This is a genomic window from Cereibacter changlensis JA139 (genome assembly GCF_003034985.1).
GTDB lineage: Bacteria > Pseudomonadota > Alphaproteobacteria > Rhodobacterales > Rhodobacteraceae > Cereibacter > Cereibacter changlensis.
This window is the reverse complement of record NZ_PZKG01000005.1, coordinates 1-23,564: the sequence shown is the minus strand read 5'-3', so window position 1 is coordinate 23,564 and position 23,564 is coordinate 1. Positions and strand designations below refer to the sequence as shown.

At 68.5% G+C, this 23,564-nt stretch carries 23 protein-coding genes; 8 read left to right on the top strand and 15 right to left on the bottom strand.

What is annotated here, in order from left to right; translation table 11 throughout:
* Nucleotides 1–11 precede the first annotated feature (11 nt).
* From ytfQ to C5F48_RS02045, 5 genes are all read left to right on the top strand, one after another.
* Nucleotides 12–965: a galactofuranose ABC transporter, galactofuranose-binding protein YtfQ gene (ytfQ, locus tag C5F48_RS02065; RefSeq protein ID WP_107662245.1), complete on the top strand. Its 954-nt coding sequence runs from the start codon at nucleotides 12–14 to the stop codon at nucleotides 963–965.
* 104 nt (nucleotides 966–1,069) lie between these two features.
* Complete coding sequence (locus C5F48_RS02060; RefSeq protein WP_245941478.1) at nucleotides 1,070–2,575, top strand: sugar ABC transporter ATP-binding protein; 1,506 nt, start codon at nucleotides 1,070–1,072, stop codon at nucleotides 2,573–2,575.
* Nucleotides 2,572–3,567 (top strand): ABC transporter permease, encoded by a 996-nt coding sequence (locus tag C5F48_RS02055; protein ID WP_107662243.1) that lies wholly within the window; start codon nucleotides 2,572–2,574, stop codon nucleotides 3,565–3,567. The genes C5F48_RS02060 and C5F48_RS02055 overlap by 4 nt, the downstream gene beginning before the upstream one ends.
* The gene (yjfF, locus tag C5F48_RS02050; protein WP_107662242.1) at nucleotides 3,564–4,517 is read left to right on the top strand and encodes a galactofuranose ABC transporter, permease protein YjfF; all 954 of its coding nucleotides are present in this window, start codon (nucleotides 3,564–3,566) and stop codon (nucleotides 4,515–4,517) included. Before C5F48_RS02055 ends, yjfF begins: the two co-directional genes overlap by 4 nt.
* Entirely contained in the window at nucleotides 4,514–5,251 is a 738-nt protein-coding gene (locus C5F48_RS02045) for a FadR/GntR family transcriptional regulator (RefSeq protein WP_107662241.1), read from the top strand. The genes yjfF and C5F48_RS02045 overlap by 4 nt, the downstream gene beginning before the upstream one ends.
* On the opposite strand, the gene C5F48_RS02040 is transcribed toward C5F48_RS02045, so the two are convergent.
* The 3 genes from C5F48_RS02040 to C5F48_RS02030 all read right to left on the bottom strand — a co-directional run bounded on the left by C5F48_RS02040 (nucleotide 5,252) and on the right by C5F48_RS02030 (nucleotide 7,819).
* Nucleotides 5,252–6,310, bottom strand: coding sequence for a hypothetical protein (locus tag C5F48_RS02040; protein ID WP_107662240.1), 1,059 nt, complete (start codon nucleotides 6,308–6,310; stop codon nucleotides 5,252–5,254). It lies immediately after the preceding gene.
* Entirely contained in the window at nucleotides 6,310–7,188 is an 879-nt protein-coding gene (locus C5F48_RS02035) for a hypothetical protein (RefSeq protein WP_107662239.1), read from the bottom strand. Before C5F48_RS02035 ends, C5F48_RS02040 begins: the two co-directional genes overlap by 1 nt.
* Before the next feature lie 136 nt (nucleotides 7,189–7,324).
* Entirely contained in the window at nucleotides 7,325–7,819 is a 495-nt protein-coding gene (locus C5F48_RS02030) for a DUF4405 domain-containing protein (protein WP_107662238.1), read from the bottom strand.
* 451 nt (nucleotides 7,820–8,270) lie between these two features.
* Here C5F48_RS02030 and ilvD point away from each other — a divergent pair, with 451 nt between their 5' ends.
* Complete coding sequence (gene ilvD, locus C5F48_RS02025) at nucleotides 8,271–10,130, top strand: dihydroxy-acid dehydratase (RefSeq protein ID WP_107662237.1); 1,860 nt, start codon at nucleotides 8,271–8,273, stop codon at nucleotides 10,128–10,130.
* Nucleotides 10,131–10,179: 49 nt separating this feature from the next.
* Complete coding sequence (locus C5F48_RS02020) at nucleotides 10,180–10,818, top strand: exopolysaccharide biosynthesis protein (RefSeq protein ID WP_245941479.1); 639 nt, start codon at nucleotides 10,180–10,182, stop codon at nucleotides 10,816–10,818.
* A 4-nt stretch (nucleotides 10,819–10,822) separates the two neighbouring features.
* Here the strand turns inward: C5F48_RS02020 and C5F48_RS02015 are convergent, their stop codons facing one another.
* The 10 genes from C5F48_RS02015 to C5F48_RS01970 all read right to left on the bottom strand — a co-directional run bounded on the left by C5F48_RS02015 (nucleotide 10,823) and on the right by C5F48_RS01970 (nucleotide 20,726).
* Entirely contained in the window at nucleotides 10,823–12,448 is a 1,626-nt protein-coding gene (locus C5F48_RS02015) for an ABC transporter ATP-binding protein (protein ID WP_107662236.1), read from the bottom strand.
* 10 nt (nucleotides 12,449–12,458) lie between these two features.
* A complete protein-coding gene (locus tag C5F48_RS02010; RefSeq protein WP_107662235.1) occupies nucleotides 12,459–12,806 on the bottom strand; it encodes a cupin domain-containing protein in 348 nt (115 codons plus the stop codon).
* Nucleotides 12,807–12,816: 10 nt separating this feature from the next.
* On the bottom strand, nucleotides 12,817–14,139 hold the full coding sequence (locus tag C5F48_RS02005; protein WP_107662234.1) for an NAD(P)/FAD-dependent oxidoreductase: 1,323 nt from the start codon (nucleotides 14,137–14,139) through the stop codon (nucleotides 12,817–12,819).
* Between the two features lie 4 nt (nucleotides 14,140–14,143).
* Nucleotides 14,144–15,022 carry an ABC transporter permease gene (locus C5F48_RS02000; protein WP_107662233.1) on the bottom strand — a complete coding sequence of 293 codons (879 nt, stop codon included), beginning with the start codon at nucleotides 15,020–15,022 and terminating at the stop codon, nucleotides 14,144–14,146.
* A gap of 13 nt (nucleotides 15,023–15,035) precedes the next feature.
* A complete protein-coding gene (locus C5F48_RS01995; RefSeq protein ID WP_107662232.1) occupies nucleotides 15,036–15,986 on the bottom strand; it encodes an ABC transporter permease in 951 nt (316 codons plus the stop codon).
* A 97-nt stretch (nucleotides 15,987–16,083) separates the two neighbouring features.
* Nucleotides 16,084–17,736 carry a peptide ABC transporter substrate-binding protein gene (locus C5F48_RS01990; RefSeq protein ID WP_107662231.1) on the bottom strand — a complete coding sequence of 551 codons (1,653 nt, stop codon included), beginning with the start codon at nucleotides 17,734–17,736 and terminating at the stop codon, nucleotides 16,084–16,086.
* A gap of 94 nt (nucleotides 17,737–17,830) precedes the next feature.
* The gene (locus tag C5F48_RS01985) at nucleotides 17,831–19,162 is read right to left on the bottom strand and encodes an NAD(P)/FAD-dependent oxidoreductase (RefSeq protein WP_107662230.1); all 1,332 of its coding nucleotides are present in this window, start codon (nucleotides 19,160–19,162) and stop codon (nucleotides 17,831–17,833) included.
* A complete protein-coding gene (locus C5F48_RS01980) occupies nucleotides 19,162–19,854 on the bottom strand; it encodes an SDR family NAD(P)-dependent oxidoreductase (RefSeq protein ID WP_107662229.1) in 693 nt (230 codons plus the stop codon). The genes C5F48_RS01985 and C5F48_RS01980 overlap by 1 nt, the downstream gene beginning before the upstream one ends.
* Entirely contained in the window at nucleotides 19,851–20,345 is a 495-nt protein-coding gene (locus tag C5F48_RS01975) for a MarR family winged helix-turn-helix transcriptional regulator (RefSeq protein ID WP_107662228.1), read from the bottom strand. Before C5F48_RS01975 ends, C5F48_RS01980 begins: the two co-directional genes overlap by 4 nt.
* Before the next feature lie 192 nt (nucleotides 20,346–20,537).
* Nucleotides 20,538–20,726, bottom strand: coding sequence for a hypothetical protein (locus C5F48_RS01970; RefSeq protein ID WP_107662227.1), 189 nt, complete (start codon nucleotides 20,724–20,726; stop codon nucleotides 20,538–20,540).
* Nucleotides 20,727–20,851: 125 nt separating this feature from the next.
* On the opposite strand from C5F48_RS01970, the gene C5F48_RS01965 reads away from it, so the two are divergent.
* On the top strand, nucleotides 20,852–21,709 hold the full coding sequence (locus C5F48_RS01965; protein WP_107662226.1) for an SDR family oxidoreductase: 858 nt from the start codon (nucleotides 20,852–20,854) through the stop codon (nucleotides 21,707–21,709).
* A 59-nt stretch (nucleotides 21,710–21,768) separates the two neighbouring features.
* On the opposite strand, the gene C5F48_RS01960 is transcribed toward C5F48_RS01965, so the two are convergent.
* Nucleotides 21,769–22,338 carry a type 1 glutamine amidotransferase domain-containing protein gene (locus C5F48_RS01960; protein ID WP_107662225.1) on the bottom strand — a complete coding sequence of 190 codons (570 nt, stop codon included), beginning with the start codon at nucleotides 22,336–22,338 and terminating at the stop codon, nucleotides 21,769–21,771.
* A 23-nt stretch (nucleotides 22,339–22,361) separates the two neighbouring features.
* Nucleotides 22,362–23,444: a catalase family protein gene (locus tag C5F48_RS01955; protein WP_245941480.1), complete on the bottom strand. Its 1,083-nt coding sequence runs from the start codon at nucleotides 23,442–23,444 to the stop codon at nucleotides 22,362–22,364.
* Nucleotides 23,445–23,564: the final 120 nt, after the last annotated feature.

Here is a 23,564-nt window from a genome sequence, read left to right as displayed (position 1 = left end):
GAGGAACATCAATGCTTACCAAGACACTGATCGCGGGCAGCACCGCGCTCACGCTGACCGCGGGTCTCGCGGCGGCGCAGACCGTCGGATTTTCGCAGATCGGATCGGAATCGGGCTGGCGCGCCGCCGAGACTACCGTGACCCGCCAACAGGCCGAAGAACGCGGCATCGACCTGAAGTTCTCGGATGCCCAGCAGAAGCAGGAGAACCAGATCGCGGCGCTGCGCTCGTTCATCGCGCAGGGCGTCGACGCCATCCTGGTGGCGCCGGTGGTGGCGACCGGCTGGGATGCGGTGCTGGAAGAGGCCAAGGAGGCCGAGATCCCGGTGGTGCTGCTCGACCGGATGGTGGACAGCGACAAGGAGCTCTACCTGACCGCCGTCGGCTCTGACCTCGTGGAGGAGGGCCGCGTTGCCGGCAGATGGCTGGTGGACGAGGTGGCCGGCGCCGAGTGCCGCGTCGTCGAACTGCAGGGCACCACCGGCTCCTCCCCCGCCATCGACCGCAAGAAGGGTTTCGAGGAGGGCATCGCCGGGGCCGACAACATCGAGATCGTCCGCAGCCAGACCGGCGATTTCACCCGCGCCCGCGGCAAGGAGGTGATGGAGAGCTTCCTGCAGGCCGAGAACGGCGGCAAGGACATCTGCGCGCTCTACGCCCATAACGACGACATGGCGGTGGGCGCGATCCAGGCGATCAAGGAGGCCGGGCTGAAGCCGGGGACCGACATCAAGGTGGTCTCGATCGACGCCGTGCCCGACATCTTCCTCGCCATGGCGGCGGGCGAGGCCAACGCCACGGTGGAACTGACGCCTAACATGGCTGGCCCCGCCTTCGACGCACTGGCGGCCTACTGGAAGGACGGCACCATGCCCGAGAAGTTCATCCAGACCGAGTCCAAGCTCTACACCCAGGCCGACGATCCGCAGGCGGTCTACGAGCAGCGCAAGGATCTGGGCTACTGATCGCCGGGGGGCGGGCAACCCGCCCCCTCTGTCCCCCGCCCTCAGCACAACGCCGGGCCGGTGCGCCGGTCCGGCGGCTCTCTTCCCCATCGAAAGCGCTGCCTGTGGATGCTTCTCCGATCCTGTCGGCCCGGGGCCTGAACAAGGGCTTTCCGGGCACCAAGGCCCTGACCGACATCGACTTCGACCTGCGCCCCGGCGAGGTCCATGCCCTTCTGGGCGAGAATGGCGCCGGCAAGTCGACGCTGGTGAAATGCCTGACCGGCGCCATGCGGCGCGACTCCGGCACGATCCTGCTTCACGGCCAGCCGATCTCGCCCGCCAGTACGCTGGAGGCGCAGGCGCTGGGGATCGGCACCGTCTATCAGGAGGTGAACCTTCTGGCGAACCTGACGGTGGCCGAGAACCTGACGCTCGGCCGCCAGCCGCGCCGCTTCGGCCTGGTCGACCGCCGCGCCATGAAGGCCGAGGCCGAGGCGATGCTGGCGGGCTACGGCCTTGCGATCAACGTGAACCGCGATCTGGGCAGCTATTCGGTGGCGGTGCAGCAGATCGTCGCCATCGCCCGCGCGGTGGCGCTGTCGGGCAAGGTGCTGATCCTCGACGAGCCGACAGCCAGCCTCGACGCGCGCGAGGTGGAGCTTCTGTTCGGCGTGGTCGAACGGCTGCGCGCCAAGGGGCTGGGGATCATCTTCATCTCGCATTTCCTCGACCAGGTCTTCCGCATCTCCGACCGGCTGACGGTGCTGCGCAACGGGAGGCTCATCGCCACGACCGAAGCGGCCGAGGTCGACCGGCACCGGCTGATCGCGATGATGCTGGGCCGAGATCTGGCGGCGCAGGAGGCGGCCCATGCCCCCGCGCAGCTGAACGACGCGCCCGGCATGCTGAGCTTTCGCGGCTGCGGTCGGCGTGGCGCGGTGGAGCCCTTCGATCTGGAGGTGCGGCAGGGCGAGGTGATCGGCATGGCCGGGCTGCTCGGCTCGGGCCGCACCGAGAGCGCCGAGCTGCTCTTCGGCCTTTCGCCCCGCGATACCGGCGAGGCGCGGGACGGCGACCGGCCGCTGAGCCTCGCCAGCCCGCGCGAGGCCATCGCGGCGGGCTTCGGCTTTGCCCCCGAGGATCGCAAGACCGACGGCATCATCGCCGATCTCAGCGTGCGCGAGAACATCGTGCTGGCGCTGCAGGCCCGCCGCGGCTGGGCGAAACCGATCCCCCGCGCCGAACAGACCCGGCTGGCGACCGACTACATCCGCCAGCTCGACATCCGCACCCCCGGCCCGGAAAAGCCGGTGGGCCTTCTGTCGGGCGGCAACCAGCAGAAGGTGATCCTCGCCCGCTGGCTGGCGATGAACCCGCGCTTCCTGATCCTCGACGAGCCGACGCGCGGCATCGATGTCGGCGCCCATGCCGAGATCCTGCGGCTGATCCGTCGGCTGGTGGCCGAGGGCATGTCGCTTCTGGTGATCTCCTCGGAGCTGGAGGAGCTTGTCGCGGTCTCGGACCGGATGATCGTGCTGCGCGACCGGCGGCATGTGGCGGAGCTGGCGGGCGGCGGGCTGACGGCGGACCGCATCGTCGACGCCATCGCCGCGGGGGATGCGGCATGAAGCGCCTCGCCCCGCAACTCCTGACGCTGGCCGCGGTGATCGTGCTGATCTCGCTGGTCTTCCCCGGCTTCCTGTCGGTCGAGTTCAGCAACGGCAGGCTGGTCGGCGCGCCCATCGACATCCTGAAGCGCGGTGCGCCGGTCGCCCTCCTCGCCATCGGCATGACGCTGGTGATCGCCACGCGCGGCATCGACCTCTCGGTCGGCGCGGTCATGGCGATCTGCGGCGCGGTCGCGGCCTGGGCCATCGTCGGCGGTCACGGCCTTGGCGCGGCGCTGGGGCTGGCGCTCGGCGCGGGCATGCTCTGCGGCATCTGGAACGGGCTTCTGGTGGCGGCTTTCGGCATCCAGCCCATCGTCGCCACGCTGATCCTGATGGTCGCCGGGCGCGGCGTGGCGCAGCTGGTCACACAGGGCACGATCCTGACCTTCTCGCACGAGGGTCTCGCCTTCCTCGGCTCGGGCAGTCTGCTGGGCGTGCCGGTGCCCGCGCTGATCTGGATCGCCGCCGGCGCCGTCACCGGGCTGATCGTGCGCCAGACCGCGCTCGGCCTGCTGATCGAGGCGGTCGGGGTGAACCCGCGCGCGAGCACCCTCGCCGGGCTGAACACCCGCGTCCTGCTGGTGGCGGTCTACCTGATCGCCGGGCTCTTCGCCGCCATCGCCGGGCTCATCGTCACCGCCGACATCCGCGGCGCCGACGCCAACAACACCGGGCTCTGGCTGGAGCTCGACGCGATCCTCGCCGTGGTGATCGGCGGCAACTCCCTGCTCGGGGGGCGCTTCTCGATCCTCGGCTCGCTCCTTGGCGCCATGATCATCCAGTCGATAAATACCGGCATTCTTCTCGCGGGTTACCCGTCGGAGTTCAACCTCGTCATCAAGGCGGGGCTGGTCGTCGTCATCCTCATGCTGCAGTCGCCGCGGCTGGCGCAGGTCTTCGCCCTGCCGCGCCGTGCGCCGCTGGCAAGACCGAAGGAGGCCGGCGAATGAACCCGCGCCTGCTGCCGCTTCTCGCCACCACGATGATCTTCCTTCTGGCCTATGCGATCTGCATCCTGCAGTTCCCTTCGATGCTTTCGACAAGAGTCGTCGGCAACCTGCTGACGGACAACGCCTATCTCGGAATCGCGGCCATCGGCATGACGGTGGTGATCCTCTCGGGCGGGATCGACCTGTCGGTCGGCTCGGTGATCGCCTTCGCCGGGGTGTTCATCGCGGTGATGCTGCGCGACACCGCGCTGCCGCCGCTTCTGGTGCTGGCGCTGCTTCTGGCTCTGACCACAGGCTTCGGCGCGGCGATGGGCGGGCTGATCCACCTCCTCGCCATGCCACCCTTCATCGTCACGCTTGCGGGCATGTTCCTTGCCCGCGGCCTCGCCTATGTGCTGAGCATCGACTCCGTGCCGATCGACGATCCGTTCTTCAAGTCGCTGCAGGGCGCCTATTGGCTGATGCCCGGCAAGGGCCGCCTGCACCTGATCGCCGGCATCATGCTGGCCTCGGTCCTCGTCGGCGCCCTCGTCGCGCATCGCACCCGATTCGGCGCCAATGTCATGGCGCTCGGCGGCGGCGAGGCGACGGCGCGGCTGATGGGCGTGCCCATCGCCCGGACCACCGTGCTGATCTATGCCTTCTCCGGCTTCATGGCCGGGCTCGCCGGGATCGTCTTCGCCATCTACACCTCGGCGGGCTATCCCCTCGCCACCGTGGGGGTGGAGCTGAACGCCATCGCCGCCGTGGTGATCGGCGGCACGCTCTTGAGCGGCGGCAGCGGCTACGTGGTGGGCACGCTGATCGGCGTCTTGACCATGGGGTTGATCCAGACCTACATCGTCTTCGACGGCTCGCTCTCGAGCTGGTGGACCAAGATCGTGATCGGTGGCCTGTTGTTCCTGTTCATCCTGCTGCAGAAAGCCCTGCTGAGACTGGGTCCGCGATGACCCGCCTGCTGGAAAAGGGCTTCGGTGGCCGCAGGGCGGGCAACAACCATGCGCAGGTGGTGCAGGCCTTGGGCCGCGCCATCGTCGAGGGCCGCTTCCTGCCCGGCACGCTCCTGCCCGGCGACGACGAGTTGGAGCTGACCTATGGCGTGTCGCGCACCGTCCTGCGCGAGGCGATGAAGACGCTGGCGGCCAAGGGGCTGCTGGTCGCCCGCGCCCGGATCGGCACCAAGGTCACGCCCCGGCGCAACTGGAACCTCTTCGACGCCGATGTTCTGACCTGGCATATGGACAGCGGCATAGGCAGCGGATTCCTCAACCAATTGTTCGAAATGCGCCTATCGATCGAGCCCCATGCCGCCCGGCTCGCCTCGCTGCACGCCGGGCCGGAGGATCTGGCGCGGCTGCAGGGCCATGTCGAGGCGATGCGCGAGGCCCCCGACGACCGGGCCTTCGCGCTGGCGGATCTCGACTTTCACACAGCGATCCTCGAGGCTTCCGGCAATGTCTTCATGTATTCCGTCGGCGCGGTGATCGAGGCGGCGCTGCTCTCCTCCTTCCGGCTCAGTTCGCCCGCCGCCGATCCCGGAGTGCAGGCCGAGGTGGCCGATGCGCATGGCCGGATCGTGGCGGCGCTCGCCGCCCGCGACGCCGATGCGGCGGCGGCGGCGATGGGCGCGGTGATCGACTTCGGCCGCGACCGGCTCTCGCAGGTGATCGAGGCGCAGGAGTAGCTACCACCTGAGGGCGGAGAAGCTGGCCCCCAGCGTCACCTGATCGTAGTCGAAGAATTCCACCGTCGAGCTGTTGCGCACCAGCCCCGCCTCCAGCCGCAGCCCGGGCCGCAGGTCGGTCGCCAGCGTCACCCCGGTCGCCCGGTCCTCGCGCGGCTGGCCGAGGAAGCTGCCGCCATCGGCTCGCTGCTGCCACAGCCCGAGGCTCCAGCGCCGGTCCAGCGCCAGCCAGTGCAGCTCGCCCGACAGCCGCAGCCGCTGCGCCGTCTCCTCCGGAATCGGGCTGGAGAAGGAAAGCGCCGCCGTGGTGGCGAAACGATCCCAGACCGTGTCGAGGCTCAGGCTCAGCACCTCCTGATTGCCGGTCCCGGTCTCGACCCGGGCAAGCCCCAGCGCCAGCTCGTGATAGCCCCCACGGCTCTCGACCAGCGTCGAGAGCGTCGCCTCGGTCTGGCGCTGATGGCTGCGGCCGAGGTCGCGCTCCAGCACCGCGCCGCTCTGGCACAGGTCGAGGAAGCTCCAGCCCGCGAGATGGTTGCGGGCGCAGAGCCGGAGCTGGGCGCTGCTGCGACCGATCTCGTGCTCCGGCGACCAGACGGTCTCTGCCGCCGCCGCCGCCTCGACGAAGCGGCCCTCGGCCCAGGCCAGCCGCGCCAGCCCGCCGCCCGAGACGCCGACCACGACGCCCGCCTTGGCGGTGATCGACGGGTCGGCGGTGAAGGTGAAGCCGCCCGCGCTGAAGCTGTCCTTCGGGGTGCCGCCGTTGATGTTGCCGTCATGGCTCAGCACCGGCTCGGCCCAGAGCTGCGAGGCGATCAGCCGCTCGCCGCCGGGGGCGTAGTAGAAGCCCTGCCGCACCATGTCCTGCTTCAGCGCCGCCACCGTCCCCGGCAGCGCCCGCCCGCTCTCCAAAAGCTTGCCGAAGGCGAACAGCCTGAGCCGCTCCGACGGCGCGATCTGGCTGACCCGCGCCCGGTCGAAGGCATCCGCCGCCGCCGGCGCGGGCGGTCCCAGCAGGAGGACGGCCAGCGCCAGCGCGGAGGCGCTAGGGAAGCGCATCAGTCGGGATTACCCGAAGTGCCGAGCAGATGTTCATGCACGCCGAAGAACACCCCATCCGCCTCGACCGTGCGGCCCGTCGCTTTGTCCCTGCCGGAAACGGTGTAGAGACCTGATGCGACCAATCCGTGCGCATAATTAACATACGCCGGATTGCCGCCGACATTGCCGAGCAGCTCGCCCGCGGCTTCCAGATTGGTGTCCACCTTGGGATCTCTGACCTGAAGGATGACATCCCCTCTGAAAGCGCCACTGTTCACATCGAAAGGAATACCGCTGGCTGTGAGCTTGGTCTCGACCTCCGAGACAGGAGAAAGCTCGGTCTCAAGTCGAATGTCCATCGTCTTCGTGTCGAAGTCGATCCTCATGAAGGCGAGCCCGTCAGCCTCCTTGGAGCCGGAAAGCACTTCCCCGCCATCAAGTGACACCCATACGTAGTTCTCGCCGCGGAAGAAGTACTCTCCCTTAGCCTGTGCAATATCCTGGAACGGCTCTGTGTCGGCGGTGATCCGCAGAATGCGCGTGACCCGCTCCGGACCGTTCGCGGTGTCGACCTCGCCGATCACCTCGACGAACAGCCGCTTCGTCAGATTCTGGGCGGTCAGGATCTTTTCCTGGCCCGCGATCAACTCCTTGTAGCCTGCCGGCGATGCAGGGTTGCCGTCGTCGAACTGCGCCAGAATGCGGTCATCCGCCCGGTTGGCCGCCTTGTTCAGCCGAACCCGGTTAAGCTTGTCATGATCATTGGTGTAGCTCTCCAGCGTCGGCTCCCGCACGGGTTCGGAGCCGCCGCCTCCCCCACAGGCCGCGAGGGCCAGCAGCAGCGGCAGGGTCAGCGCTGCGGGCCGCAGGCGCGAGGAAGGGGGCAGCGGCGTCATTCGGGGGGAGTCCTCTCGGTGGGCGCGGTGGCATGGTCCCCCGCGCTTAGCAGCGGTGGGGCGGATGGCAAAGCCGCCAGCCGCCCTGCGCCGCATGAGCTCTCCGCCCTGTGTGATACGCGCCGCAGTCGCGCGCTCAGCGCCCCAGCATCGCCGCCAGCACCTGCCGCTCCGGCAGGCCGCTCGTCCGGATGGCCTCGGCCACCGGGGTGGCCGGGTTGGCCAGCGTCACCCCCTCGGCGGCGAGCCGGGCGGTCAGCGCCTCGGGCGTCAGATCGAGCAGCGGCGCCAGATCAGCCACCGGGTTGTCGAGCAGGCGATGGGCGAAGACCAGCTGCGGCGGCCCGCCGGCGCTCTCTTGCCCGGTCGGGATCAGGAAGACGGCGCCGGCGAGGGTCGAGGCGGCCAGCGCGACCAGCATCGGCCGGTGCTTGAGATAGCCGAGCAGCGGCCGCCAGTTCTTCCACAGGTGCAGGACGAAGGGCAGGATCAGCAGCAGGCTGAGCCACTCGTGCATGCCGTGGAAGCCGCTCGGCCCGATGTGGAAGAACAGCGCGAGGCCGGAGACGGTGGAGACGAGGAACAGCCCGGTGATGAAGGGCGTGGCGTAGCGGTTGAGGATCGGTGGCATGACAGGCTCCCAAGGGCCCCGGATCGGGGCGGCTGCCGCCCGGCCCGGTCGGGCGCTGTGGGCGGTTCATCCCTGCAACGCGGCGGGCGAGGGCTTCCGTCGGTGGGTGGAAGCGGGTGGATGGCGGTTCATGCGATGCATTAGAAGATGCATAAATAAACTATAAAGCAATATATTGGCCCATTAAGCTAATGCAGCGATGGAGCTCCGAAGGCTTCGCCTTGATGACGGACTTTATAGTATATAATCCATAGGTTTATCCGTGAAAATTGAGACGGTATATTAAGTATTACCGCGCCCATTCCGGCAGCCGTGGCAGGATGCCGCAGCGTCAACCCTTCGCGTGAAACGCCCCTCCACCCCCTGCCTCACAAGGGTTTTTCCCCTGCGCGCCTTGCAAAACCGGGCCCGGCGCAGCACAAGACCAAGGTCATCAATCCGGGAGAAGACCATGCCAGCCTATCGTTCGCGCACCACCACCCACGGCCGCAACATGGCCGGCGCCCGCGGGCTCTGGCGCGCGACCGGGATGAAGGACAGCGATTTCGGCAAGCCGATCATCGCCGTGGTGAACTCCTTCACCCAGTTCGTCCCGGGCCACGTGCACCTGAAGGACATGGGTCAGCTCGTCGCCCGCGAGATCGAGCAGGCCGGCGGCGTCGCCAAGGAGTTCAACACCATCGCCGTCGATGACGGCATCGCCATGGGCCATGACGGCATGCTCTACTCGCTGCCCTCGCGCGAGATCATCGCCGACAGCGTCGAATACATGGTGAACGCGCATTGCGCCGACGCGATGGTCTGCATCTCCAACTGCGACAAGATCACCCCCGGCATGCTGATGGCGGCGATGCGGCTGAACATCCCCTGCGTCTTCGTCTCGGGCGGGCCGATGGAGGCGGGCAAGGTCGTGCTGAAGGGCAAGGAGGTCGCGCTCGATCTGGTCGACGCCATGGTCGCCGCCGCCGACGACTCGATCAGCGACGAGGATGTGAAGACCATCGAACGCTCCGCCTGCCCGACCTGCGGCTCCTGCTCGGGCATGTTCACCGCCAATTCGATGAACTGCCTGACCGAGGCTCTGGGCCTGTCGCTGCCCGGCAACGGCTCGACGCTGGCGACGCACGCCGACCGCAAGCGGCTCTTCGTCGAGGCGGGGCATCTGATCGTCGATCTCTGCCGCCGCCACTACGAACAGGACGACGCCAGCGTGCTGCCGCGCGCCATCGCCAATTTCGCCGCTTTCGAGAATGCCATGTCGCTCGACATCGCCATGGGCGGCTCCACCAACACCGTGCTGCACCTCCTGGCCGCTGCCGAGGAAGGCGGCGTGCCCTTCACCATGGAGGACATCGACCGCCTGTCGCGCCGCGTACCCTGCCTCTGCAAGGTCGCGCCCTCCAAAGCCGACGTTCACATGGAAGACGTGCACCGCGCCGGCGGCATCATGGGCATCCTGGGCGAGCTCGACCGTGCCGGCCTTCTGACCACCGATCTGCCGATGGTGCATTCCGCCTCGCTGGCCGAGGCGCTGGCCCGCTGGGACGTGAAGCGCACCGACAGTCCGATGGTGCATGATTTCTTCCGCGCCGCGCCCGGCGGCGTGCCGACGCAGGTCGCCTTCAGCCAGTCGCGCCGCTATGACAGCGTCGACACCGACCGCAGCGGCGGCGTGATCCGCGACGCCGAACACGCCTTCTCCAAGGATGGCGGTCTGGCGGTGCTGTCGGGCAACGTCGCGCTGGAAGGCGCCATCGTGAAGACGGCGGGCGTCGATCCGTCGATCCTCGTCTTCGCCGGTCCGGCGCGGGTGTTCGAGAGCCAGGATGCGGCGGTGGCGGCGATCCTCGGCAACGGCATCAAGGCGGGCGACGTGGTGGTGATCCGCTACGAGGGGCCGCGCGGAGGGCCGGGGATGCAGGAGATGCTCTACCCGACCAGCTACCTGAAGTCGAAAGGGCTGGGCAAGGCCTGCGCGCTCCTGACCGACGGGCGCTTCTCGGGCGGCACGGCGGGGCTGTCCATCGGCCATGTCTCGCCCGAGGCCGCCGAGGGCGGGCTGATCGCGCTGATCGAGGAAGGTGACCGGATCGAGATCGACATCCCGACGCGCAAGCTGCATCTCGCGGTGGCCGACGACGTGCTCGAGGCGCGCCGGGCGGCGATGCTGGCCAAGGGCGACAAGGCCTGGAAGCCCGCGACGCGCAAGCGCAAGGTCTCCACGGCGCTGCGCGCCTATGCGGCGATGACCACCAACGCCGCGCGCGGCGCCGTCCGCGACCTGTCGCGGATCGAGCGGCTGATCGACTGAGGCGGAACAGTCTCGGCTTTCCGGTCGTTCACTGACCGGAAAGCGAGGCATGATGACGGATCGGAGCACCGGAACGGACCCGGCGACGGCGGCGGACGGGGCGGATCAGAAGACCGGCGCGCTCAGCGAGGTGCTCGACCAGATCGAGCACACGTTGGGCGGCGACAGCGTGTCGGTGGACGACATCGTCCAGGCATTGGGGCAGCATTCCTTCGCCTCGGTCATGCTGGTCTTCTCGCTGATCTGCACCTCTCCGGCCAGCGCCATCCCCGGGCTCACCGCCAGCGTCGGGCTGATCGTCGCCATCGTCGTGGTGCAGATGATGGTCGGGCGCAAGTCGCTCTGGCTGCCCGGCTTCATCCTGCGGCGCGAGATCCCCTCCGACCGGCTGGGCACGGCGATCGGCTGGATGCGCCGGCCGGTGCGCTTCGTCGAGCGCTTCGCCAGGCCCCGTTTCCACATCCTGCTGCACCGGCCCTGGCTCTGGCTGCCGATGGTGCTGATCCTCGGGGTGGCGCTGCTCATGCCGGTGATGGAGGTGGTGCCGACCTCCGGCAGCATCGCCTCGGCGGTGATCGCGATCTTCGCCACCGGCCTGCTGACCCGCGACGGCCGGCTGGTGCTGGCCGCGCTGGTGCTGCTGTCGGCCCTCCCCCTGGCGATCTGGCGCTTCGGCCCGCTGGGCTGAGCCCTCAGGCGGCGCTTTCCCAATGGCTGCCGGGGATCGCCTCGACCAGCTGGCGGGTATAGGCCTGCTGCGGGTCGCGGAAGATCCGCGCCGGCGGCCCCGCTTCCACCACCGCGCCGCGATGCATCACCAGCACCTCGTCGCAGATCTGGCTCGCCACCCTCAGGTCGTGGGTGATGAAGACCAGCGCCAGATGCCGCTCCGCCTGCACCCGCGCCAGCAGTTCGAGGATCTGCGCCTGGATCGAGACATCCAGCGCCGAGACGGCTTCATCGGCCACGATGATCTCGGGATCGAACATCAGCGCCCGGGCGATGCCGACGCGCTGGCGCTGGCCGCCGGAGAACTCGTGCGGGAAGCGGTCATAGGCTGCCGGGTCCAGCCCGACCTGCGCCAGGATCGCCTGCGCCTTCCGCCGCGCCTCGGCCCGCGCCATGCCCTGCGCCACCGGCCCAACGGTGAGCGAGGTCCCGACCGTCTGGCGCGGATTCAACGAGGCATAGGGGTCCTGGAACACCATCTGGATCCGCGGGCGGAAGGGCCGCATCTGCGCCTCGGTCAGGGGCAGGATGTCGGTGCCGTCGAGCAGGATGCGGCCCTCGTCCGCCGGGGTCAGCTTCATCAGGATGCGCCCCATCGACGACTTGCCCGACCCGCTCTCGCCCACCACCCCCAGCGTCTGACCGCGCCGCAGGGTGAAGCTCACGTCCTTCACCGCCTGCACCTCGCGCGGCTTGCCGAAGAAGCTGCCGGCGCTGCGGTAGGTCTTGTGCAGCCCCTCGACCTGCAGCACCACCGGGGCCTCGGTCTCGGCGGCGCGGTCGGTGTCGCGCAGACGCGGCACGGCGGCGATCAGCCGCCGGGTGTAGGGATGCGTCGGCGCCGTCAGCACCTGCGCCGCAGGCCCCTGTTCCACCAGATGGCCCTTCTCCATGACGATCACCCGGTCGGCGATATCGGCGACCACGCCGAAGTCATGGGTGATGAACATGACGCTCATCCCCTTGCGGCGCTGGATGGCGCGGATCAGTTCGAGTATCTGCGCTTGCGTCGTCACGTCGAGCGCGGTGGTCGGCTCGTCGGCGATCAGCACCTCGGGGTCGAGCGCCAGGGCGATGGCGATCATCACCCGCTGCCGCTGGCCGCCCGACAGGCGGAACGGATATTGCAGCCGCATCAGCGGCGGGTCGGGCAGTCCCACCTCGCCCAGAAGCTCCAGCACCTTCGCGTCCCGCTTGGCCCGGTCGGTCCAGCCATGCGCCACCAGCACCTCGTCGATCTGCGCCCCCACCGTCATCAGCGGGTTCAGCGCCGACAGCGGGTCCTGAAAGATCATCGACAACGACTTGCCGCGCAACGCCCGCCGCTGCCGCTCCGGCATGGTCAGAAGATCCGTCCCGTTGAACAGGATGCTGCCGCCCGAGGGCCGCATCACCGGCGGCAGCAGTCCCATCACCGTGCTGGCCGTGACCGATTTCCCCGACCCCGACTCGCCGATGATGCAGAGGATCTCGCCGCGCCGCAGGTCGAAGCTGATGCCCTCGACCGCATGCAGCCGCTCCATCTCCTTGGGCAGGCTGACGGTCAGGTCACGCACGGAGAGGACGGCATCGAAGGGGGCATCGGTCATCGCGGTCTCCTCAGGGCTTCGGCACGACGGTGGCCAGCTTGCGGAACGGGGTGAGCACCTTGAGCCAGGGGGCCACGCCCTTCGGCACGCGGACGATGGAGCCGGGGCCGATCTTCTCGGGCTCCGACCCGCCGAGGCTGCACAGCGCCTCGCCCTCCAGCACGACGAATGTCTCCTCCAGATCGCGCGGCGGATAGGGATAGACGCCCGGCTCGGCGATCCAGACGGCGACCTTGGTCGCGGTCTCCGCCGCGCCGTTGTCTTCCCAGATCAGGCGGCGGAAGGACTTGGCGCCTTCCTCGGAGTCGAGGCCGGGGGCTAGGGTCTCATTGGCGGAGACATGGGTGATGAGGCTCATGATCGGTCCTTCAGGCATGGGGAGGCAGGGGCGCGCCGGAGCGGCGCGCGGCGAGGTTGTCGGAAAGCCGCATCTGCCGCAGCTTCAGCGCAGGGACGACGCTCATCCACAGCGGCGCGCGGTGCAAAGGCTCGACCCGCAGGTCGAGATCGGCTTCGGGCATGCCGAGCGCCCAGTCGGACAGGATGCCGCCCAGCATGGTCCCGGTCGGCACGCCGCGCCCCGAAAGCCCGGTCAGCGCCACCACGCCCGGCGCAAGCCCATAGAGCCGCGGCACGGTGCGCTGCTGCATGTCCAGCTCGCCGAACCACAGGTAGTCCCAGCGGATCTGCTCGCCGATCTGCGGATGCAGCCAACGCAGCCGGTCGGCCATCACCTGCCTCGTATAGGCCAGATCGCCGCCGCGCCGCCCCATCGGGAACATCGAGGCGACGATCCGGCCCTCGGCATCATATTTGTAGACGAAGATGTCGCCCCGCCCGTCGTGGATCGTGGTGTTGCGCGGCAGCACCGCCGCCCGGGTCTCGGGGTCGAGCGGCTGCGTCGCGGCAACGAAGACCCGCTGGATGCGGAAGCTCTCCTCCAGCCGGGGCCAGCCGCCGACCGTATAGGCCCCCGTGGTGAAGATCACCCGCTCGGCCCGCACCCTGCCCTCGGCCGTCGTCACCTCCCAGCCCGCGCCGCGCCGGGCGCAGCCGGTGACGGCGGAGCGGGTATGGATCACCCCGCCCTCCTGCATCACCGCACGGGCAAGACCGCGGGCATAGCCGAGCGGGTTGAGGTGGCCCGCCTCCTCATGCAGCCAGCCGCCATAGAAGCGCGGGCTGCCGGTCACCTCGGCCACCTCGTCGCGGTCGAGCACGCGGGTCCGCGCGCCGACGGCGTTGTAGCTCTGCGCCTTCTCGGTCAACGCGGCGATCTGGTTCGGGCGCAGCGCCCCCATGACGTAACCGTTCTGCACCCATTCGCAGCTGATCTGGTAGTCGCGGATCATCTGCCCCGCCCGGTCGTTCGCCCGGGTTTGCCTGCGGATCAGCCGCTCGGCCCAGGGCGCGCCCAGGATGCTGCGCAGCTCGCCCAAGCTGTAATGGGTGAAGGTCGGCGTGCAATGGCCGGCATTGCGCCCCGAGCCGCCGAAGCCGATCTCCTCGCGCTCCAGCAGCACCGCGCGCGTTCCGGCCTTCGCCAGCTCCAGCGCGGTGGTCAGCCCGGCATAACCGCCGCCGACGATGCAGACATCCGCCTCCACGGCGTCCCGCAGCGGCTCGGTCGGCGCGGGCGGCGCGGCGGTGGCATACCAGAGCGTCGCGTCGAAGTGGGAGAACCGCGTCATCGCCTCACCTCTGGTCCGAACGGGCATCCAGCGCGTCGCGCAGCCCGTCGCCGATGAAGTTGAACCCGGCCACCGCCATGGTGATCGCCACGCCTGGCACGATGGCGAGCCAGGGCGCCTTGTCGAGATATTGCTGCGCCCCGTTCAGCATGTTGCCCCAGCTCGGCAGCGGCGGCTGGATGCCGTAGCCGAGGAAGGAGATATAGGCCTCCAGCAGGATCGCCCGCGCCACGGTCAGGGTGGCGGCGACGATGATCGGGCCGATCACGTTCGGCAGCAGCTCGCGGAACATGATCTGGGTCTTCGACAGGCCCAGCATCCGCGCCGCCATGACGAAGTCGCGGTCGCGCAGCGAGCGGACCTCGGCCTCGACGATGCGGGCGACCTCCATCCAGCTGGTGACGGCGATGATGATGGTGATCATGATTGGGCTGGGATTGACGAAGGCCGCCAGCGCCAGCAGCAGGAAGATCGAGGGGAAGGACAGGAAGGCGTCGACCACGCGCATCAGCGCCGCACCGAGCCAGCCGCCGGTATAACCCGCAACCACGCCCACGACGGTGCCAACCACCGTTGACATCAGCATGGCGAAGAACCCCACCAAGAGCGAGATCTGCCCGGCTTGGAACAGCCGCGCGGCGATGTCGCGGCCCAAAGGATCGGTGCCGAAGATATGCGCCCCGGTGCCCGGCGGCGCGAACCGGGCGCGCAGGTCGATGAAGAGTTCGTCGAAGGGCAAGAGGTAGGGCCCGACGAAGCAGGCCAGCGTCAGCCCGAGGATCAGGATGACACCCACCATCGCCAGCTTGTTGCGGGTGAAGCGCCGGACGGTGCGCGAGCGCCACCAGCGCGGGCGGGGGGCGGAGAGGGCAGCGGCGGTCATGGCGGGCCTCCTTTCAGTCCAGGCGGATGCGGGGATCGACGAGCGCGACCAGCAGGTCGGCGGCGAGGTTGCCGACCAGCACGAGGATGGCCGAGAACATCAGCAGGCCCATCACCACCGGGTAGTCGTTATAGCCAAGGCCATCGAGGAACAGCCGCCCCATTCCCGGCCAGGTGAAGACCGTCTCGGTCACCAACGCCCCGCCCAGCAGCGTCGGCAGCTGCAGCCCGGCCAGCGTGATCATCGGCACCAGCGCATTGCCGACGATGTGCTTCATCAGCACCCGGCGCGGGGCCAGACCCTTGGCCTTCGCGGTGCGCACGAAGTCCTGGCTCATCACGTCGAGCGTGGCCGAGCGCATGTAGCGGCTCCAGACCGCCACGTTGACCAAGGCCAGCACCATGCTCGGCATGATGAGGTGGATGGCGTAATCGCCGAGCGAGCCGTTGCCGACGGTGTACATGTTGCCCGCCGGCAGCCAGCCGAGCCAGAGCGAGAAGGTGTAGATCGCGATCAGCCCGAACCAGAAGGTCGGGATCGACAGCGCGACCATGGCCGCGACCGTCGTGGCATAGTCGAAGACCGTGCCGGCGCGCAGCGCGCTGCGGATGCCGATCCAGGTGCCGATCACCACCGAGATCAGGGTGGAGCTGCCCATCAGCAGGAGCGTGGCGAAGAGATGGCGGTTGATCACCTCCAGCACCGGGCGGCCATCGCGGTAGGAGTTGCCCCAGTCGCCCTGCACCATGTTCCAGAGCCAGTCGAGATACTGGATCGGCAGCGGCCGGTTCAGCCCCATCTGCTCGGCGATGCGGTCCAGCGCCTCCTTGGTCATGCCGGGGGTCAGCGTGTATTGCGACAAGGGTCCGCCCGGCGCGAGGTTCAGCACCATGAAGCCGATGAGCGAGACGATGAACAGAAGCACGATGCTCTGCCAGAAGCGCAGCAGAAGATAGCGGATCACGGGGGCACCTCGCAGTCAGGGGGCGCAGCCTCCGCGGGAGCGGCAGAGGCTGCGCAGGGTCGCGCCGGGGGTCAGCCGGCGCGCGGGACGGTCCGCGTCAGGCCCAACGCCAGCTGCGGACGTTCCAAGTGTCGATGCGGTTGTTGATGTTGGCCTCGTAGCCGGTAACGCCCTCTTTCCAGCCGCGGATCGTCGCGTATTGGAAGATCGGCAGGAACGGCAGGTCGGCGCGCATGATCTCCTGGATCTTCAGGTAGATCGGGCGGCGTTCCTCGGGCGACACCAGCTCGCCGCCCTGCTTCAGCAGCGCATCGACCTCGGGGTTCTGGTAGACCCAGGTGTTCTGCCCGGCCCCGCCCTTGGCGGCGGAGGAGGTGGACATGAAATAATCCGAGGTGTCCGGGTCCGGCCCGGTCAGCGTGTTCAGCCCCACGACGACCGAGTCGAACTGCGACAGCATCCAGTAGTCGCCCCACATGACGGCGGGCGGCAGGTTGGAGATGGTCATCTCCACCCCGATGTCCTTGAACGACTGCTGGAAGAACTGCTGCGCCTGCTCGCGCAGGTGGTTGCCCGAGGTGGTGGAGTTGGTGAAGGCCAGCCGCACCCCGTCCTTTTCGCGGATGCCGTCGGCGCCCGGCGCCCAGCCCGCCTCGTCCAGCAGCGCCTTGGCCTTTTCCGGGTCATACTCGTGCTTCGGCAGGTCGGCGTTGTAGTAGAACGACTCCTTCGGCATGTAGGTCTCGGTCGGCTGCGGCACGCCGTAGTAGAGCGCGTCGATGATCGCCTGCTTGTCCAGCGCGTGATACAGCGCCTGACGCACCTTCAGGTCCTGGAACTGGGGCCGCTCCATGTTGAAGGTCAGCGACTCGAAGGTGGCGGTGCCGACGACCTGCACCTCCTTGCCCTCGAGGGTCTGCGCCTCTTCGTAATTGTCCGGGGTGATCCACTGCAGCCCGGCCACGTCGATGTCGCCGGTCTTGAACTGGGTGTAGAGCACGGTCAGGTCGGGGATGTATTTCAGCACCAGCCGTTCCAGATAGGGACCGTCGCCGAAATACTCCGTGTTGGCCTCCAGCTCGATATGGTCGCCCGCGACCCGCTCCTTCCACTTGAATGCCCCCGTGCCGATCGGGGCCGAGTTGAACGGAGCCTCGTTCTTGTCGGCCACGCCGTCGAAGGCGTGCTTCGGAACGATGAAGGTCGAGGCCAGGATCGAGGCATAAGGGGCGAAGGGCTTGGCCATCTTCCAGGTGATCTCGGTCGGCGAGACCACGGTCAGCTCCTGCACATGCTCGTGCCCGGTGCGGCGCCAGCTGCGGAAATCGGGATCGACCATCAGCTCCAGGGTGAATTTCACGTCCTCGGCGGTGAAGGGCGTGCCGTCATGCCATGTCACGTCGTCGCGCAGCGTGACCTTCCAGCTCAGCCCGTCCGCCGAGATGCCGCCGTTCTCGACCGTCGGAACCTCGGTCGCCAGCAGCGGATAGAAGTTGCCCTCCGGGTCCACGTCGAACAGCGGATCGAAGACGGCGTAATGCACGCCCTCGTCGACCTCGATATGCAGCAGGTGCGGGTTGAACACCGTCGGCTCCTGCGAGAAGCCGACGACGATCTGTCCGCTCGGGGTCTCCTGCGCGCGCGCGGCGCCGAGGCCGGACAGCGAGGGGACCAGCGTGGTGACGCCGGCCGCGCCCATCAGGAGCAAGGCCTGCCGGCGCGTCGGGGTGAAACGGGTGGCTTCGGTCATCTTGGTTTTCCCTGTCTTGCGGTGGATTGGATGCGGCTTCTGTTGGCCGCTGTCCGGGTGAGCCGGTCCGGGCGTTGCCGGACCGGGGTGCGGGTCAGAACCCGCTGATCAGCTCGATCTTCGAGCCGTCGGTGAAACGGTTGAAGCGGAAGGCCGTCGGATCGACCAGCGGCGTGCGGTTGGTGACGAGGTCGGCCATCAGCCGCCCCGCCGCCGGGCCGATGCCAAAGCCGTGGCCGGAGAAGCCCGAGGCCATGAAGAACCCCGGCACCCGGTCGATGGCCGAGATCACCGGCACGGCGTCCGGCGTCACGTCGATGTAGCCGGCCCAGCGTTGCGCGATCTCGGCCTTGGCGAAGGCCGGGAAAGCGCGGCAGGCGGCGGCCAGCGCCTTGTTCGACAAGGCCTTGCTCGGCACTGGGTCGAGCACGCGGTTGTATTCGAAGGGGCTCGGCTCGTCCATCTGCCAGCGGTCGGCGATGCGCGCCTCGTCGACGAAGCGCAGCCCGAGGCGGAAGTTCAGCGAGCGCCACTCCTTGCGCAGCGCGGGCAGGAAGGCCTTGGCGTAGCGGAAGGATTTCGGCACGATGTTGACGATGTTCTCGTGCCCGGAAGCCACGGTATAGCCGCCGTCCTGCCGCTTGCGGATGGCGAAGTCGCTGTGCCAGATCGCCTGCTCCGGCCCGCCCTCCAGCGGTTTCGTCCTGAGGACCGAGTTCATCACCTTCAGCTGCGGGAAGTCGATGCCGAGGTTCCCGGCAAAGAGGCTCGACCACGCGCCCCCCGCCAGCACGACGGAGCTGCAGGCGATCGGGCCGCGCTCGGTCACCACGCCGCTGATCCGGCCGCCCGAGGTCTCGATCCCGCGTACCGCGCATTCGGTCAGCACATGCGCGCCCTTGTCCCGCGCCGCCTCGGCGATGGCCGGGGCCGCCTTCTGCGGCTCGGCCCGCCCATCGGCGGCGGTGTAGAGCGCGCCCTTCAGCTGCAGGTTGCTGTCGGGAAACATCTCCTTGAACTCGCGCCCCGACAGCATCCGGCTGTCAAGCTGGTAGCCCTCCAGATGCCGGTTCCAGGTCTCGTGCTGCGCGAATTGCAGATCGTCGGCGCAGGTGAACATGATCCCCGCCCGGCGATATCCTGTGTCGCGCCCCAATCGCGCGTCGAGCCCCGACCAGATGCGCAACGCCTCCGCCATCAGCGGCACCTCGCGCGGGTCGCGGCGCGAGATCCGCACCCAGCCCCAGTTGCGGCTGGATTGCTCGCGGCCGATGCCGCCCTTCTCGCAAAGCGCGACCCGCAGCCCGCTCTCCACCAGTTCGAGCGCGGTGGAGCAGCCGATGATGCCGCCGCCGATCACCACGACATCGACCTCGCGCGGCAGGTCGGCATCGCCATGGACGGGAACGACATAGGGGCCGGGCATCAGAAACTCTCCTCAAGCTGACAGTTCACCGCGAATTCGGCGACGCTCGCCTCGTTCGGCAGGTCGAGGATCATCGCCACGATCCGGGCGAGATCCGCAGGGTCGGTCATCGCCTCCGCCGGGCGGTCGCTGAGCGATGTGCCCATGTCGGTGGCGACGAAGCCGGGGCAGATCGCCGTGGCGCGGATGCCGTGCTCGAAGCCTTCGTGCCGCAGCCCATGCGCCAAGGCGACGGCCGCAAATTTCGACATGGCATAGGCCCCGGCCCGGGCGGATTTCACCCGCTTGCCCGACAGCGAGGCGAGGATCGCCACCCTGCCCCGGCCACTGGCTTTCAGCGCCGGCCAGGCCGCCTGCGCCAGCCGCTGCGGCGCCAGCACGTTGACCTCCAGCATCGCCCGCATCTCGTCGCCGCTGGCCTTGATCACCGATTTCGGCAGCATGATGCCGGCATTGGCCACCACCGCGTCGATCCGGCCGAAGCGCTCCAGCGCCGCCGCGACCCAGTCGGCCTCTGCCTCCGCGCCGGTCGCCTCATAGGCCTGCAGATGCGCCTCCAGTCCCCAGACCGGCTGCTGCGGCCGGCGCATTCCCAGCGAGACCGCCCAGCCCTCCTGCACCAGCCGTTCGCCGATGGCGGCGCCGATGCCGCGGCTCGCGCCCGAGATCAGCGCCACGCGCCTGTCGATCATGTCCGGTTCTCCCGCAGCCGCCGGTAGGCCCGTTTCAGGATACCCATCATCACCTCCTGCTCGTCGCGCGGGATGATCTTGTCGAAAAAATCTTCCGACTGCTGCACGGCGATCTCGCGCACCTTCACCGCCAGCGCCGCCCCCTTCGGCGTGATGTAAAGCTCCTGCGCCCGGCTGTCCTCCTGCGAGGCCTTGCGGAAGATCAGCCCCTGCTGCTCCAGCGTGTCGAGGATGCGGCCCATCGCCGAGCGGTCGCGCATCGCCAGATCGGCCACTACCGAGGGCCGGATGCCGGGATGGCTGTCGATCAGGAACAGCGCGGTGATCTTGCCCTTGCCCTTGGCGACCTCGAGGTTCTTCAGCCGCTCGTCCAGATCGCGCGACACCGAAGTGTCCAGCACGCGGATGTAGAAGCTGAGCACATTCTCCAGCACGTCGAGATCGACATGGTCGATATGCGTCGCCGCCGTCGACGTGTCGTGGATGTTCATGCCGTCCCCTTCGCGCCGCGACATGGTGTCGCGAGTCCCCTGCCCGTGAGGCTGGAACAGACGCATTCGTTTTTCAACGAAATTTAGTGGACAAATACAATTATCTTTCCGGACCACCGCCTGCGCAGAAATGCAGCGCCTCCGGGCGTCCTCTGCCCGCCGGCGCAGCGGCGGTGGAACGCGCCGACCGGATCAGCCGCGCAGCCGCTCGCGCGTCCATTCGACGATGGGCACGATGCTGACCAGCAGGCAGAACCAGGCCAGCCCGCCGGCCCCGGCCAGAAGCAGCAGGTGCGGCACGGGCAGGATGTGCAGCAAGGTCATCGCCGCGGCATAGAGCGCGAGGCCGAACGAGACGAGGAAGGTGGGAAAGACCTGCAAGGCTGACCTCCGGATTGCCGCCTTCCCAACCCCCGGCGGGCCTTCGCGTTCCCGGCGCCGTCCCGCCGACGGCTGGAACATGCTCCGGCCCCGCTGGTTCTGACCCGCAACCAAGGAGAACCCCCATGACCGACCATCCCACCCCGCCCTTCGGCGAACAGCAGCAATCCATGCCCGGCGCCACCGACGCGATGCAGCCGCGCCCCGACCATGGCGAGCACAGCTACAAGGGCTCCGGCAGGCTTTCCGGACTGAAGGCGGTGATCACCGGCGCCGACAGCGGCATCGGCCGCGCCGTCGCCATCGCCTTCGCCCGCGAGGGGGCCGACGTGCTGATCTCCTACCTCTCCGAGGACAAGGATGCGGCGGAAACCGCGCGGCTCGTCGAGGAGGCCGGCCGCAAGGCCGTGCTGGTCAGCGGCGACATCCAGCACGCCAGCCATTGCCGCGCCATCATCGACCGCGCGGTGGAGGAACTGGGCGGCATCGACATCCTGGTGAACAACGCCGCGCATCAGGCGACCTTCGGCGACGTCGGCGACATTTCCGACGAGGAATGGGAGCTGACCTTCCGGGTCAACATCCATGCGATGTTCTACCTGACCAAGGCCGCCGTTCCGCATATGAAGCCCGGCAGCTCGATCATCAACACCACCTCGATCAATGCCGACAGCCCGAGCCCGAGCCTGCTGGCCTATGCCACGACCAAGGGCGCGATCCAGAACTTCACCGGCGGGCTGGCGCAGTTCCTGGCGGAAAAGGGCATCCGGGCCAATTGCGTGGCGCCGGGGCCGATCTGGACGCCGCTGATCCCCTCAACCATGCCGGGAGAGAAGGTGTCAAACTTCGGCATGCAGGTGCCGATGAAGCGGCCCGGGCAACCGGCCGAGCTGGCCTCGGCCTATGTGATGCTGGCCGATCCGGGGTCGAGCTACACCTCGGGCGCGACTGTCGCCGTGACCGGCGGCAAGCCGTTCATCTGATGTGAAAAGGGCGGCGGGTGTGACCTGCCGCCCTTCCGCTACCTGTTCAGGCGCCGCGATCAGGCGCTGCGGGCCTGGCCCCTGTGCTTGCCCTCGCCGAACTCCTCGATCAGCTTGGCGCAGAAGGCCGGCAGATCCTTCGGCGTGCGGCTGGTGACGAGGCCCTGATCGGTGACCACCTCCTGATCGACCCAGGTCCCGCCGGCGTTACGGATGTCGGTCTTCACCGAAGGGTAGGAGGTCAGCATCCGCCCCTTCAGCACATCGGCCTCGACCAGCGTCCAGGGCGCATGGCAGATCGCCCCCACCGGCTTGCCCTGGGCGAAGAAGGCGTGGATCAGCTGCACCGTCGCCGTGTCGGCGCGCAGCCTGTCGGCCCCGACCGACCCGCCGGGGATCACCAGCCCGTCGAACTCCTCGGCCGAAACCTCCGAGACGGTCTTGTCGACGCGGTACTTGCCGCCCGGATCGAGGTCGCCGTTCACCGTCTCCGCCTCACCCGCCTTCAGGCCGACGACGACCACGGTGGCCCCGGCCTCTTCCAGCGCCTTTTTCGGCGCGGTGAATTCGGGTTCCTCGGTGCCGCGCGGGGCGATGAGGATGGCGATGGTCTTCTTGCTGAGCTGCATGGTCTTCCTTTCAAATTGCCGGATCATCCGGCCAATTGGCTGGGCTCGTGCATCGGGCAGCGGTTGAAGCGGGACCGGAAATCCGCCGATGCCTCGTAGGTCGCCTTGCGCACCCGGTTCACCGAACCGAGCGGGCGGTGCGCCTCGAGCCCTGTCCAGGGCGAGAAACGCATGGCCTCGTCGATGCGTTCCGCGCGATCTTCGCTCCAGCCCGGCTGGGCCTCGGCGCGCAGGCGGGCCACGGTGACGAAGGGGCTTTCCGCCTCGTCCCAGAGCACGGTCGGGTCTTCGATCGGCATCGCTTCGGCGTCGCGGCAGAGCTGCACGCGCAGTTCCCATTCCGCGGGCCCCTCGCGCATCGCCCGGTCGACATCCTCGCGGATCGCGTCATGCCGCCCGTCCACCTCGATCCGCTCGCCGCCATGCCGGGTCAGACTGGCCGAGACCGGAACCAGCGACAGCTTGGCCACATGATCGCCGTAGCGATAGGCGGTCTGGGTGAAGTAGCGCTCGCCAAGGGGATGCACGTTAGGCGCACCGCCCATGGTCTTGAGCGTGGCGCTCTCGCCGCCCGCGGCCTCGATCACCCGCTCGGCGCCGCGCAACACGGCGGAAAGCGCCTTCTTGGCCCATTCGGCGCGGTCGGTGGTCTTGGCCAGCAGCTTGAGACTGCCGAGGAAGGTCTCGGCATCCGGCGCCACGAAGACGGGGCCGTTGACCATGACGAAATCCTGCGTGTCGCCCTCGGCGCCCGGCAGGCGTTCGCCCTCCGCCTTGAGCACCTTCAGCGCCAGCCCGCGCGGCACCGAGATGCTGTCGGCCAGAAGGTCGCCCGGATTGGTCGAAAGCCGGATCACCGCCGGATGCGTGCCGGCCGTGGCGAAGAGCCCCTGCGCATATTCGGGGGCGAGGCCGTCGAGCACCGTCAGTTCGGCTTCGATCAGCCCGTGGCTCTTGGCATGGACGGCGCGCACGGCATGGCCGTAATCTTCCGAGGTGGTCTCGAGGATCTGCTGCAGCGCCGCGATCAGGTCGGCCGTCACCTGCGGCTCGGACTCGTCGGGGCTTTCCAGCCCGTGGTGGAAGCGGATGGGCTCTTGGATCATCGGAGGCTCCGGGTTGGGGCCTTCTCAACGCAGGGTTCCGCGCTCTGTTCCTGCCTCCACTAGGAAGGGGCCGGATCGCTCCGGCCCCCTTGTTCGCAGGTCCCAGCGGAGGGCGGCAGG